This is a genomic window from Finegoldia sp. P2-F-LR, assembly GCF_052932265.1.
Genome location: NZ_JBRFJF010000003.1, coordinates 71,800 through 87,323 on the forward strand (window position 1 = coordinate 71,800; position 15,524 = coordinate 87,323).

Sequence of the window (15,524 nt, forward strand, 5' to 3'; positions counted from 1 at the left end):
TCTTTTATGCTTCCTTATTAAAAAGTAAAAAATACATCTTCATGTTAGTGATAAAAATTTTACTCCTCTATGATTTTATTTTAATTGATACAATAAAAAAGTGTTTTAATATTCTATTGATTAATTCTTAAGATTTCATTAATTTTTAAAAAATAAAAAAACACCTTAATTATGTAGTTTTATACATAATTAAGGTGTAATCCTCATTTATTCTTTAATCTTACAATGACAATAACTTCATTATTAGAACTTTCTACCTCTATCTTACCCTCATGTAATTCAATAATTTCTTTTGCGATAGGTAAACCTAAGCCAGATCCCACTTTTTTTGAATTTCTTGCTAGATTTAATCTAGTAAATTTGTTAAACATATTTCTTATCTGCGCTTCTTCTAGTGTATCGGCCTTGTTAATAATTTTTAATATTACACACTTATACGTTTGATATATTTTAACTTTTATCTCTGTATTTGCATAAGAATATAAGATTGCATTTTTTAAAATATTCTCTAAGGCTCTTTTCATTTTATTTGGATCGACATTTACAAATATTGAGCCTTCACTTGAGATATTTATCTTATGATTATTCTCTTTCATCATAGGATAAAGCTCATCTCTTAATTGTATTAAAAAATATTCTAAATCAATTTTTTCTTTATGAATACTAAATTCACCATTATTTAATCTAGCAATTTCAAAAAATTGGTTTATAAGATCTTCTAATCCTAATGCTGTTTCTAATAATTGTCTAATATATTTCTCTCTTTGCTTATTAGGCAAGTCTTTCATTTCATCGAGCATTGATAAATATCCAATGATAGATGTCAAAGGAGTTCTTAAGTCATGTGCTAAGTAGGTGATTAAATCATTATCTTCATTTTCTCTTTTTTTAAGCGTATATTCTATCTCTTTTTGTTTAAATTTTAATCTATTTATGGAATCTTCTAAAGTTTTATAAGGAGTCGGGAAACTAACAACATTCTCATCCAAATCGTCTATTTTTTTGCATAAGTCAATATAATCTTTCTCTAATTTTGAAAATTCTTTTATTATAATAATTAATATCCCCAATAATAAAATAACAAAAAAAATCAGATCCAATCTATTAACAAAAAATTCGTGTATTTCATTATTAAATCTAAAAATATTGCTATCTATTGCAAGCATACAACTTAAAACTATAATTAAAAATATAGCAATTTCTTTTATCAGCTTTTTCAGAATACTTTCAAAGTATTTATCTTTATCCAATCTTATAACCTACCCCCCAAACAGTTGTTATTATATTATTTTTTTCTCCTAATTTTTCTCTAATATGCCTAATATGAACTGAAACCGTATTGTTTTTTATATAATATTCATCCGGATATATTTTATAGAATAAATCTTCGGATCCTAGTACTTCAGATTTTTTCTCTAGTAATGATTTTAAAATAATAAATTCAATAGGAGTTAAATCAATTTCCTGTCCATCAACTAAAACTTCTCTTGATTTGATATTTAAATCCACATTTTGATAAGTTAAAATATTTCCTGTACCTTCTTTAGTTTTTAAATTATAATTATTGTATCTTCTTAATTGAGCCTTTACTCTAGCAACTAACTCTCCAGGTAAAAATGGTTTAGTTACATAATCATCCGCTCCAAAGGTTAAGCCCTTAATTTTACTTGACTCATCATCTTTTGATGTAAGCATAATAATTGGATAATTAAAAGACTCTCTAATCTTTTTGCATAAATAATATCCATCTTTATCAGGTAACATAATATCTAAAATCGCTAAATCAAATTCTTCTTCCTTAATATATCTAATTGCTTCCTCTGAACATGTTGCCTTTTTTATAATATAATTTTCATTTTCTAGATATATCTCTATTAAATCTAAAATACTTTCATCATCTTCTACTACTAATACTGAGTAATTCATAACTAAATTTCCTCCATTTTAAATCTATCACTTTTGTCAAAACAACTTTAAAAAAATAAAGAAATTTTTTAAGTAAAAGAATCAAGAAGAACAATACAACATCCTTTTAATGAATTAAATCTATCTTTCTAAATTTCTTAAATCTATAATTTTTGATTTAATATACATTTCTTTCGTTGTTTATAAATGTCTACTTATAAATAAGTATACCATTATTCTTTATCTCATTTCAATATCTATATCTACTATATTGATAATAGATTGTCTTTGCTGTCATCACATATACTATATCTTTTAAAAAGTTTTCGTCTGTTCTAGCCTTCTAATCGTCTTTTCTTTTTCAGACTTCAAATCCAAAACATTTTAGCTTGGTTGGTTTAATAACTTTGAATTTTGTTGCATTTATTTTAATCCTAACTTCTTTTCTATACATTTGGTTACTAAAACCATTACTCTGTTTGCTACTGTTAGTATACTGTAATCTACATATCTAACCAACCTTAATATCATATTCATGTTCATCAAGTCAGGTCGTTCCTCTCTTCCACATATCTCCATGTGAAATTTCAGGATTGCTATGGAATTCGTCGACAAATACGCTGTTTAGGGACTTTCACCCCAGTATTGGAACTTGCCCCATCATACAATACAGTAAGCAGACTAAAACCTGCCCCCTATAATCTTTTACCTTTCTATGCTATTATCCTTTTTCTTCTTTTCATCCACTTTCATATCCCCTTTAGTCTTAAATTCCTTTAATTTCCCTAGTGTTGATGCTTTTGCTTTAGTATGCTCTTTAGCTTTTAATAACTTTGCAGAGTATACTTTTAGACTTGTGTATTCCTTATTATCCTTTCCCATACTTTTCTTTTCTTTGCCAAATAGGTGTACAAAATCTCCTTTTTTCAAATTTTTTACTTGATTGATTTTGTCATTATAGGCGTAGCAGCTGATGAATTTTGCATTTCCTTCCTTGTCATTTTCAGCAATAGAAAAGGAGGCTACTTTAAAGTCCCTTCCATCTTTTGATTTTAAATCTTTAATTTCTATATCAGTTGCTATATTTCCATCTATATTTAATGTATCCTTTTCTTTATTATCTATATCTTTCATTTCTTTATCTCCTTGTTCTTGATTAGCTTCTAAGTTTTCTTTTAACTCTTCTTCATCTATATATTCAATAAACTTTTCATCAATAAGACCCATAACTGAATCGTTCATATAATTATCATAGGCATTATTAAGAACATTTTCATTTTCTACTCCTGTTTCAAGAGATATAATACCTTTTACAAATTCTTTATGATTATATTCTGCTAAAAAATCTATTGTATTTTTCATGCTTTCAAAATTTGTATTTCCCATATTTGCTATTGTTTTTATATCACTTGCGTATCTAACAGAATCCCATTCATACTTTCCACTTTCTTTGTTAAACTCTACTCTTGTGGCTAAAATAAATTGCTTCCCGTCAAATAAGGTAGCTTGATTATCTTTCACATCCAATACCATAGTGTCCCCAAATTCAGTTTCAATTACATTTCCCTTTTTTATATTCATTTTTATTCCTCCATTTCTATTTTTATCTTTCTTATCTGTTAAATCTTTTATTTCTTCTTCCTTTCCATCACTAATAATAAATTGTTTTATTTCTTCAACTGTTGGATCATCAATTGTAGTCTGAATAAATTCAACTAATTTATCTTCTGAATCGGCAAAATTTTTAATTCCATATTCAACTATATTGTTGATTATTCTTTGAGTATTACCATCAAAAGAAAAATTTTCTCGAATAAATTCATTAAATCTATCTCTATCAAATTCCATATTCTTTGTCCTCTAATAATCTCATTTAAAGTTTTATCTGCCACATGGTTCACTATTATTTATTTCTTTTATATTATTATTTACTACTAAATTTCCCTTATATTCCTTTAATTTATCCATAATAGATGTTTTTTCTTTCCTTTCAAAATCTCCTATTTCCTGCACTTTACTATCTCTAAAGTCAGCATCATTTCTATCTATTATTCCATCTAAATCCATATCTTTAGATAATGGATCATAGAAGTTGCCATCATCATCTATTTCAAGTCCCATTACTTCTCTCAGTTTTTCTTCATTTACTGATACAAGCTCACTAAAATTCCAAAAGCCAATAGATGTCTTTATCTGTACTAGCTCTTTTAAATCACTTGCATCTAAGGGATCATAGGTGTATTGAAAGCTGTCAATTAGGTTCTTATCTACATAGGTGTTCATCTTGTAATTTATTAAATCTAAACTTACTTGTATTTCATGTTTTTCATCTGGTGTAGTTGTATAAGCTATTCCTATATCTGTTAAGTCAGGAAATATAGTATCAAAGTCCTCTAACCTGTTTTCTTCATCATATTCTCTGTTAAGGAAGTCTATCAATTCTTCCTTTACTTCTTCTAGTAATGGATTATCTTGGCTTATATTTTCACTTTTTCCCATATCTAGTAAATTATTTACTTCTGCAAGTCTTAGTGTCTTATCCTTTAAAAGTTCAGCTTGTGGAAATGTCTTTTGTATTTCAATTTTGGTTGTTTGAAATTGCTCTTCTGTATCTTTTAGTTTTGAAATTGTATTTTCTAATCTTTCTGGTAATTTATCTAATACATTATCCATTCTTGTTATATTACCTATTCCATCTGTTCCAAACTCTCCTCTATATTCTCCCTTACCTTTTAATATAAAGTTATATTTATTGAAAAAAGAATCATATTTTATGGATAAATCAAAATTTCTATATTCACCTATTTTTTCTCCATCTTTATCCATTTCCCTATATATTTTAACTCCCTTAATTTTGTTCAACAAAAACTCTCCAGCTATTTTCTTATCTATATACTTCTTTCCGTCAATAATTAGAGAGGTAAATTTATTATCTTCTTTTAAATTTTTATCTACTTCTCTATAAGGCTCAACATTTTTAATATCTTCCTTTAAGTTCTCTATCCTTTCTTTTAATCTTTCTATTTCCTTTGGATAAAATTTAACTACTTTATCTTCCAGCTTGTAAAGATTTGATTTAAAATTGGACTCTAGCATTTTAAGTTTAGAAACTTCAACATCAAGGTCCATCTTCTCCTTTATTAATGGATTTCCTGTTGCAAGAGCTTTGATTTCGGCATAGTTTAATGTGGCTTCGTCTACATCTTCTGCAACTCTTACAGGAGTCTTTGACGTCATAATTTGGGAAATATATTTTTGTTTATTCTCTAAGGTTTGGAATAGGTAGGCATCAAAAGTATTTTCTGTTACATATCTAAATATATGGACTTCCTTATTCTCATTTCCCTGCCTAACAATCCTGCCTGCCCTTTGAGAAAGATCAGCAGGTCTCCATGGTATATCAAGATCGTGAATTGCAATTAGTTTGTCTTGGGCATTAGTACCTGCTCCCATTTTCTGTGTTGAACCAAGTAAGACTCTTATTTCTCCTTTTCTTACCTTATCAAAGATAGCGTCTTTTTCCATATTGTTTTTTGCCTTATGAATAAATTCTATTTCATTTTCAGGTACTCCCATATCTATAAGTTTTGTTTTAATATCATCATAGATATTAAAATCATTACTTGGTGTAGACATATCACAAAATAATAATTGAGCAGATTTTTTATCTTTATATTTATCCCAAATGCTAAATACATTTTTTATACAGGTATTCACCTTACTATTAGGATCATCAGAAAGTAAAGGATTGATTAACCTTTGGTCAAGTGCCATTTTCTTTCCGTCATTTGTAATCAAAAGCATATTATCAACACTTGCATCTACCTGCTTATCACGAACCTTATCTGCTCTCTCGGAAAAAGTTTCAAGAATTTCTTTTTGTTCTTCGGTAGGCTTTGTTTTTATAGTTTCATAATGGGCAATTGGTGTAGGAAGATTTAAAACATCAACTGTTTTAATATCCATAAATCCTTTTACAGTATTCATAAGTTCAGGAAGATTATAAAATTTTGCAAATCTGGTTTTGCTCCTATAACCATTACCCTCAGGATTTAATTCTATTGCCGTTATTGTTTCTCCAAAAGTAGACGCCCAAGAATCGAAATGTTGCAATTTCATCTTTTTTAATTCATCATACTGTAAATATCTCTGCATGGTATAAAGTTCAGCCATACTGTTGCTTACTGGTGTACCTGTGGCAAATACTAATCCTTTATTATTAGTTATTTCATCCATATAGCGGCATTTCATAAGCATATCTGATGATTTTTGTGAATCTGTAGAAGTAATTCCTGCTACATTCCTCATTTTAGAAAATAGATAGAGGTTTTTGTATGCGTGGGCTTCATCTACAAATAACTTATCTACTCCCAGTTCCTCAAAGGTTACAACGTCATCTTTCTTATAATCAGCATTTAGTTTTTCTAACTTTGTCTCTAATTTTTTCTTTGTTTTTTCTAATTGCTTTACAGTAAATCTTTGATCCCTTTCTCTCTTATATTCATCTATATAGTCAATGATTTCATCAATTTGACCTTGCAATTCATATTCTTGTCTTTCTTTTGATATAGGAATTTTTTCAAATTGACTGTGCCCTATAATAACAGCATCAAAACTTCCTGTAGCAATACGACTACAAAATCTTTTTCTTCTATCTGGTGTAAAATCTTTTTCTGTAGCACATAATACATTAGCTCCTGGATAAAGTTCATTAAATTCTCTTCCAAATTGCTCTACAATGTGGTTAGGAACAACAAACATTGACTTATTACTCATACCAAGTCTTTTTGACTCCATGGCTATACCTATCATTTCAAAGGTTTTTCCTGCTCCTACTTCATGGGCAAGTAAAGTATTTCCACCAAACAAACCTCTTGCTATGGCATCTTTTTGATGTGCTCTTAATTCTATTTCAGGATTCATTCCTTCAAAAGTAAGATTAGATCCATCATATTCCCTTTGTCTTATGGAATTGAATCTTTCGTTATAATCTTCTACTAATCTATTTCTTCTTTCCACATCATCAAATATCCAGCTTTTAAATTCTTCTTTTATCATCTCTTGCTTACTTCTTGCAAGCATTGTTTCTTTTTGATTAAGCACAGATTTTTTCTTTCCATCACTGTCTTCTACTTGGTCAAATACCTTAGTATCTCTTAAATTTAAAGTATCTTCTATCAATTTGTAGGCATTTACCCTATTTGTACCATAGGTAAAAGAAGCAAGGTCATTGTCCCTATCAGAGCTTTTTCCTTCAACTCTATATTCTCCTGTAAAGTCAGAATACTTAATATCTATATTCCACCTTGATGAAACTGGTGTTTTCAACAAATCAAACATAAATTTTTTGTAATCTTGTTCCGGTATCCATGTTGCACCCATTCTAACTGTAATCTCACTTGCATCTAGTGCTTTAGGCATTACTTCCACTAGCTTTGCTTTTTGAAAATGTAACTCTTCTAATTCTTTTTTTAAGAGTTTACTATCCTCTAGATTTTCTTCCTTTCCTAACTCTTTTTCGATGTTTTTAATATAAGAGTCTACAACTTCAATTTTATCTCTTATATTTCCTGACAAGTATTCATCAGCACTTACGTAAGGTCTTGAAAAATCTCCTAGCTCATTAGCAGACTTAAATGGATTTATATCATTAGGTTCAAAGGAATCTAAATTTAAAAATATTTCTCCCTTTAATTCTTCTATTAATTTATCTCTTGTTTTTCCTGTCAATTCTTCCATATAATCAAAATTTATTTTACCTTTTTGACTAATAGAGAGTACCAGAGCATCTATTGCCCTATCTGTATGATCTATTATTACAGCTTTTTTTATAGTTCTCTTGTTAAAGATGTCAGATTTTCCTATAAAGTTGCCTTCTTTATCTAATTTTTCCAAAGTTGAAATTAAAGAAAAATTGGCATCTTCTCTAAATAACTTTTTATTGGTTTTTGAATTTAGTCTTCCATGTTTGCTATTGAAATCATCGTAGAATTTATTTAGATTTTCTTGTTCTTTTTTTATCTCTTCATCTGAATAGTCTTCTCTTTGATAGGTTATAACTTTCCTTAGACTTTCATTTAATCTTAAATATTTTTTTACCTTATCTTTATCCTTTTGGTTTAAGGATATTCTTTGCATAATTGAATTTTCTCTAAAATATATTTCATCATCCACTAAAGCAAAAGAATAGTTTTTAACACTATCATCAGCTGGTATTGTTTCTTCTCCTAAATCATCATTTATTTGAGCTTCTTCATACCTACCTTGGATATTTTTAATGGCTTTTTTTAGTCCTTCTTCTAAAGAAATATCTTTATTTTCAATACATGCAAGGCTTGTCCCAAATCTTGACGGTATTTCTTCCATAGTCCCTATTACCATCTGAGGATTATCTACAAAGTATTTATTATATATTAGTCCTTTTGCATCTTTGTCTAGCTTTATCCAGTCTTCATCTATCTTTAATAGCCTATTTCTCTTTTTTAAAAAGATTATATCTGAAGTTACTTCTGTTCCAGCTACCCCTTTAAATGTAGTATTTGGCAGTCTTATTGCTCCTAAAAACTCTGCTCTTTCCGATATATATCTTCTAACATCTTCACTTTTTTTATCCATTGTTCCTGAAGATGTTATAAAGGCAATGATGCCGCCATCTCTAACCTTATCTAAAGTTTTAGCAAAAAAATAATCGTGAATTAGAAAGTTATTTCTTTCGTACTCACGATCTGCTACTTTAAATTCTCCAAAAGGAATATTTCCTATGGCCACATCAAATAGGTTATTAGAAAAAGAAGTTTCTTCAAAGCCTTTTATTTGGATATTGGCATTAGGGTAAAGTTCTTTGGCAATTTGTCCACTAATGCTATCTAATTCAACTCCATAAAAGTTTGACTCTTTCATTTCTTCAGGTAGATTTCCTATAAATCTCCCTGTCCCAGCACTTGGTTCTAATATATTTCCTATTTCAAATCCAAGATTAGAAAGACTTTCATAGATAGCGTCTATAACTACTTTCGGCGTATAAAAAGCTGTTAAGGTTGATTCTCTTGCCCTATTATATTCTTCCCCAGTTAGATTTTCTTTTAAAAAGTTTCTTGCATCAAGCCATTGACCTTCCTTTTCTTCATCAAATACATCAGAAAGTCCTCCCCAGCCGATATATTTTGCCAAAATTTCCTGTTCATCTTTTCTTGCACTTCTATTTTCTTTTTCTAAAGCCTTTAAGACATTTATAGCTTCAATGTTGTTTTTTAATCTCTGTGAAGGTGGTAGGATTTCTTCTTCATTAATAATTTTATAGTTTTCTAAAGAAACTTCAGAAACACCTTCTATATTCTCTCTATCAGTCCTTATTAAATCATTATTTTCTTTCCATTCCTTATATTCTTCTAACTTCTTATCAATAGTTTCTTTTCTATGAGTGGTTAATTTCAATGAATTACCATCTCCGTCAATTTTGTCAATTCCTTTGAGGTAAGAAAAAGGTAGAGTAAATTCCCTATGATTTTTTGGATTAGATGAACTATATACTAAAAATTCTTCCTTTTCATTATCAACACTTACTATAAACTGATCAGCAACAAGAGAAGATTTATTATTTATTACATCAAGGCTTTTATATAAGAGCCTTGAATTGTCTTTTTTAACTTTTTCTTCGTTATTATTGTCAATATCTTCAAAGCTAATTTGTTCTACTAATTCCTCTTTATCGATAGATTGTTTTTTACTTAATTTATCTTTTTCACTAGATTTATATTCTTCTAAATCTTCCTTTCTTACAAAGATATTAGAAACAGGTCTTTCTCTACTATATATTACTTCAGTAATACCACTCTTATCTATTGTACTTAAAGCTAATCTACCCATTCCAGCTTCATTAAATTCATTTTCTTTAATTAAATATTCCTTATTTCTAAATTGAACTGGTAATCCTAAAAGACTATAATCTTCTATTTCTAACGGAATTAATTCCTCTTTTTTTATAACTTCCAAATCAAGATCTTTGTAGTCATTAAAAAGAATTATTTCACTTCCGGTAATAAAACCATTCATTAGTCCTGTGCTATCTTCTAGTTCTATAGTTTTAGGACTTGTAGTATCGTTAATGGCAGTTATAGTGTATTCTTTTCCTTTGTATCTAACATTCATACCTTCTTTAAATGGATTTTCTTCTTGCCTTGTTCTATCATTTTCAATTTGCTGATTTAAATATCCATTTAAAAGCACTTCTCTATGTTTATCATCAAGTAAATAAGGTAAGTTACTTAATATGTCCTTATAACTTTTATATTTTATAGCTTGATTAGAATTTAAAATATACCCATTGTATCGTAAATTTTGTTTAAGAGATTTTCCCTTAACATCTAAGATTAGCTCTACCTTATACCCTTCTTTTCCATCTATAATATTTTCTGGTTTTTTTAATAATCCATCTTCTATTTTCTTTGACAGTAGTAAGTATTCTTCATCTTGAGGATCAAAATAGTATTCTCTTTTTTCTTTGATATCCTTATCTATTAACATGGAAAGAACTTGTTTCTTATCTCTTATTTCTTCAATTTTGGATTTTTCTTCTTGCGATAAATTTATATTAAAAGTGATTTTATTTTCTTCATTTATATGTGCTAAATTTTGATATGCTCCATTGATTTCAAGATTTTTATTAAAAACATATATATCATTATAATAATCTGGAAATTGCTGATTAAAGCTTTGAACATCTATATCATAGCCTTCCTCAAATTTTGTAACTTTATCATCAGTAATTTCAAATAAACCTTCCCTTTCCAATTCTAATACATCATTTAAATTTGTAAGATTTGCTTCTTTCATTTTGGCAGTAATTTCATCAAACAAACTGTCTATTTTTTTGCTATCTTCAAAAGATTTCCCTTTATATAAAGTATAGATCTTTCCTTGTGAGTTTTCCTTTCTTGGATAAACTCTAATTCCTGTTTCTTCTAATTCTATATCCTTTGTTTTATATTTATCTACTAAAGCATAATAAAATCCTACTTTTACTGCTATTTTATCTTCTACAATCTCTTTTGTTAATTTTTCTTCTACTTCATTTCTTAATACTTCTAAAGCTTTTAAATCGCTTTCTTTAAAGGAATGTGAGAATAGTTTTAAGTCCTTATCAAAATAGGCATCATATGAATAATATATTATTTGATTATGGTTATTATCATATCCACTGGAAATATCTTTTATTTTTAAATATTTATTATCCTCTGTTCTAACTATATCTCCCACTTTTATAGAGAGTATCTCCTTATCATCTTCTATATTGTTTTCATGTGAATTATTTAAATATTCTCTATATCTATTTTCTATTCTAATAGCTAATTCTTTAACCTTATCTATTGCCTTCATATCATCCGGAAGATTTCCCTGTTTATCGGCAACTTCTCTCATGATTTTTACATATTCTCTTTGGAATACAGAGTTAAAACTTGCTAAGGTATTATTTCCTAAGTTTTCTCTTGCCTTTATAATTTCATTTTCTAAAACTTTATCCTTAACTAATACATCAAAAATTCTATCTTCAATTTGATTTATTGAAATTATTTTTTCATCTATCTTATTTCCTTCTATAGTTTGATTAAGTTCTATCTGACTTTTTCCTATTTGTTCATAAAGAAATTCAAAGTCTCTTTGGTTGATCTCATTTCCATCACCTATGTCTATCTTATAGTGATCAACTATTTTCCCATCTACTATATGGTTAAAATAGAATTTGGAATACCCCTCCCACTTATCAGTCATCTGCCCATATTCATCTTCTCCTAAGGTCTTATTATGAAGTCTTATCTTTTCATCTATTTCCCTTATTTCATCTAATAGTTCTTTAGTCAGCCTTTGTCCTGCATAATCTTTTTCTATTAGACTTGAACCCTCATTAAACTCAATTATCCAATAATCATCTTTTCTATGGCTATCTAAATCAAAACCTATATTCTCTTTATTTTTATTAGGATAAAATTCCTTAAATTCTTCAAAACCATTTACTATATCATCATCTATAACTTCTTTGTTAGAATTAACTACAATATTTGGAATATCATCATATCGACTTTGACTTTCTAAAAGGTAATATTCTCTTCCTTCTATTTCTTCCTTTTCTTTAATATAAAAAGTGTCATGTATTCCCTCAAGAATAATTCCATCGTCTAACTGGTCTAATGGTATATCTAATTGTTTTTCAAAGGCTATGGAATATATTTCTTCTTTTAAAAAGTTTGGCATAAATTCATCATAAATGATAAGTTTTCCATCATCACCTATACTTGCTACAGACTGTCCTTGATAATAATATATAGAACTATTATTTGTTCTTTCTATATATACATCATTATCAGTTGGAGGCAAATCATCTTGATAATTTATATACTCCTGGCTTTCTTTTTCTGTTTTATTTATTTCCTGATCTGTTTTTTTCTTCCTATTTTCTTCAAAACTTTCTTCATCTATATATCTATTCTTTTTAATAAGGTCATTAATTCTTCTTGCAACATTAGACCAAGATAGTAGTATTTCTTTTGCATTACCTTTATTATATTTTATTCCCTTCGCATCGTGCCACTCACCACTTTCTCTTGCAGCAGATAGTGCATGAGAACTTCCACCTACGCCATATTCATTTTTCAAGAAATCTGCTTGTTCTTTTAAATCATGCTTTTCAGTAAAAAATTCATATATTCTTTTCTTTCCATCAGAAAACCCGCTTCCTCTTTTTAGGCTTTCATCTATTTCATCTTGTGTTATAAAACTCTGAATAGGTGCAATATCCTTTAAATTTGACCTATATAATTTTCTTTCTATTTCTAAATCATTGATATCATTATAGATTTTAGATAATTTATAATGATGAAATCTTAAAATATCAGGATTAATCTTATATTCTTCTAAAAATACCTCGTATTCTTTTCTGAGTTTATTTATAAAATTTTTATCTTCAAGTTTTTTCCCGAGATTTTCTTTTTCATCTGGGAAGCCTCTTCCTTTTATATCATTAAGAATCGCTAAATATCTATCCTTAGTTTCATCAGTAAGATCTCTCTTTAAATACAATAATTTTTCTGCTATTTTTTCTCTTTCATATGTCGCACTTTCTACAATCTCAACATTGCTAGCAAATTCTCCTCTATCTAATAAATTATTAATATTATTAGCTAAATCTTTCCAAGAAACTATTTGCCCTTCTCTATATCTTGCCTCATCTCCATCTTTAAAAATTGCTCCTTCCTTTCCAAACCATGCAGATATCTTTCTTCCTTCAATTTCAAGACCATTGGCTCCCCTATATATTTCTTTCAAAAAGTTTGCCTGTTCTTCTAAAGATTTACCCTTAGAAAATTCTGCTATTACTGCTAATCTTCCATCTTCATGATTTCCTCCATGTATTAAAAATGTATCTATTTCTCTTTGACTTATTGGATTTGAGAAGGATATTTGCTCTCCATGATTTTTAGCAGAAAAAAAGGAAGTAGACTCTACTTCCTCATTTTTTAGATTAGGATTATCTCCCTTTCCCCTATTTCTTGTAGGGTCATATCCATGTTCTTCTTCAATCTCAGATATTTCAGATAGTCCTCTTCTTTCAGTTCTTCTGTCAGACCCCAAGTTTCCATCATTTTGACTTCTTCCCTCGTGATAAAGTCCTCTATCTCTTTTTCCTTTGATAGAAGATGATCCATCAATGTCCCTTGCAAATACATTATCTGATAATCCTCTTCTTTGTTCTCCTTGAGAAAGTTCAATCTCATCCTTCCCCATCTGTTGAGTTTCTTTAAATCTATTTCCTTGGGAATTGCCATATTGGGTATTAGGACTTCCATGCCTTCCTCCAATTCTTCCATCTTGTATGTCCCTCCCTGTCTCTCGAAGGAATTCTCCTTGACGATTGGTGTGTAAATCCCCTCCTCCATGAGGTATTCCTTGCCTGCCAATGTTAATTTCTCTTTCATCTTCCAAGCCTCCTTTAAAATTTATTTCACCGTTTATATCAGAACTTAATTTATTATAACGCTCCTTAAGCTCTTTTGTCTGCTCCAAATCTTTTCTTTCTTGAATTTTCTCTAAAATTTCTAATCTTTTTATTTCACTTCCCAAATCAAGTAAGATATTTTTACTTATATTAGCACTTATACTTAATACTTTGTCTATGTCCGAACTTGATATTTTAGACAGTAAAGATAAGTTTTCTTCTTTTAGCTGATATGAGACCTCCATTCTCTCGCTTATAGAAATTTTTACGGATTCTTTTAACAAATTAAAAAGGTCTACCTTTTGAATGCTTTTTAAACTTTCATCAGATAGACTTTCTAAAATTTTATTGAATTTTCCTCTAACATTACTTTCTACTAAGGCAGCAATTTTATCTTCTTGGCTTAATAGAAGCTTACTATCTTTTTCTTTAAACTTATCTATCATTTCATCTAGTAAGTTTAAATGCTTTTTGCTATCATATTTCCATAACTTTACCTCAGAAATATTATGATTAATACTTACTGTTTGCCTTATGTCGAAGATATATTTTATCCTTCCACTATCTATATCTAAAAGTGGTATTCCTTTTTCGCCTCTTTTAACGCTTCTACCTATACTTTTCCAATAATCAAATTCTGCACAGGCTGTTGCTTTTGGATCCATATTGTATATAGATATTTGATGTATATATGGATACTTATAGTTATTGCCTGATACCTTTAAATATTCCTCATATTTTTTTATATCTTTCTTAAATTCTTCTTTTGCAAGATAGATTGTTCTACTTAAATCTACTATATCATATCTTGGCATTTTATCCCTCCTCATTATAGTGATAAAAATGAACTAAATTTTTATATATTTATTTATTAAACTTTATTTCTTTCTATTTTTTAAATTTCTGTAAGCAAAAGATAACTTTAAAATGTCATTTACGCTATCTTTTTATTGCAATAAAAAAACGATTGGAATTTTTTACTTTTCTAATCGCTTTAACTGCCTTTATTCTATTGCTTCCAATCCAACATTGCTTTTTCTAACTTTGAAAAATTGCAATTTGCTCTTCTTATAATTCCTGTTTTCTTTTGATTTTTGTATATTTTTTCTACCTTTATCAAGACCTTTGTTTTTATTTTTAAACAAAAAGCGTATTCTTTTTGAAATAAGTCTTTATATCTAATATCCTCAAGTTCGTTAAAATCAATTCTTTCATAACAATCAGTCGGTACAGGAATCATTTTCTTAATATCCAATATAGATAATATGTGCATTTTTTTCTATCAGAATAATATTTGTAGATATCTCCATCTATAGTAATACTATTATCGATCACTTCATAAATCAAAAAATGCTCATCAGAAACATTCTTCCATTTTTTATGTTTTTCCTTTGCAGAAGAAATTGGAATAAAATAATTATAATTTTCTATACCAACAATAATTCCAACAAATGGTTTTATACTGTTTCTATACGATGGGTTGTAATAAACTTCTGAATCTACTTTATTTAGATATTCAAGGTAATCAGAGTTTACAGTATAAAATCCATATTTTATAACTTCTACCATTATTTTCTCCTAAAAAAACAGAGAGGTTTAATCCTCTCTGCTTGCTTTAATGCTTCACCTT

General features: G+C 28.3%; 7 protein-coding genes. All 7 read right to left on the reverse strand.

Translation table 11 applies throughout. The features are described from left to right. Positions 1–203: 203 nt before the first annotated feature. Positions 204–1,250, reverse strand: a complete 1,047-nt coding sequence (locus ACU68W_RS02675; RefSeq protein ID WP_004816329.1) for a sensor histidine kinase — start codon at positions 1,248–1,250, stop codon at positions 204–206. Beyond that, positions 1,243–1,926: a response regulator transcription factor gene (locus ACU68W_RS02680; protein WP_004816327.1), complete on the reverse strand. Its 684-nt coding sequence runs from the start codon at positions 1,924–1,926 to the stop codon at positions 1,243–1,245. The genes ACU68W_RS02675 and ACU68W_RS02680 overlap by 8 nt, the downstream gene beginning before the upstream one ends. Positions 1,927–2,610: 684 nt before the next feature. After that, positions 2,611–3,753 carry a hypothetical protein gene (locus tag ACU68W_RS02685; protein ID WP_022620871.1) on the reverse strand — a complete coding sequence of 381 codons (1,143 nt, stop codon included), beginning with the start codon at positions 3,751–3,753 and terminating at the stop codon, positions 2,611–2,613. A 33-nt stretch (positions 3,754–3,786) separates the two neighbouring features. After that, on the reverse strand, positions 3,787–12,153 hold the full coding sequence (locus ACU68W_RS02690; protein ID WP_446756105.1) for an SNF2-related protein: 8,367 nt from the start codon (positions 12,151–12,153) through the stop codon (positions 3,787–3,789). Between the two features lie 1,262 nt (positions 12,154–13,415). Continuing rightward, a complete protein-coding gene (locus ACU68W_RS02695) occupies positions 13,416–13,874 on the reverse strand; it encodes a TnpV protein (RefSeq protein WP_079392108.1) in 459 nt (152 codons plus the stop codon). A 1,029-nt stretch (positions 13,875–14,903) separates the two neighbouring features. Then, positions 14,904–15,134: a type III toxin-antitoxin system ToxN/AbiQ family toxin gene (locus ACU68W_RS02700; protein ID WP_008901383.1), complete on the reverse strand. Its 231-nt coding sequence runs from the start codon at positions 15,132–15,134 to the stop codon at positions 14,904–14,906. Continuing rightward, positions 15,131–15,463, reverse strand: a complete 333-nt coding sequence (locus ACU68W_RS02705) for a type III toxin-antitoxin system ToxN/AbiQ family toxin (RefSeq protein WP_008901382.1) — start codon at positions 15,461–15,463, stop codon at positions 15,131–15,133. Before ACU68W_RS02705 ends, ACU68W_RS02700 begins: the two co-directional genes overlap by 4 nt. Positions 15,464–15,524: the final 61 nt, after the last annotated feature.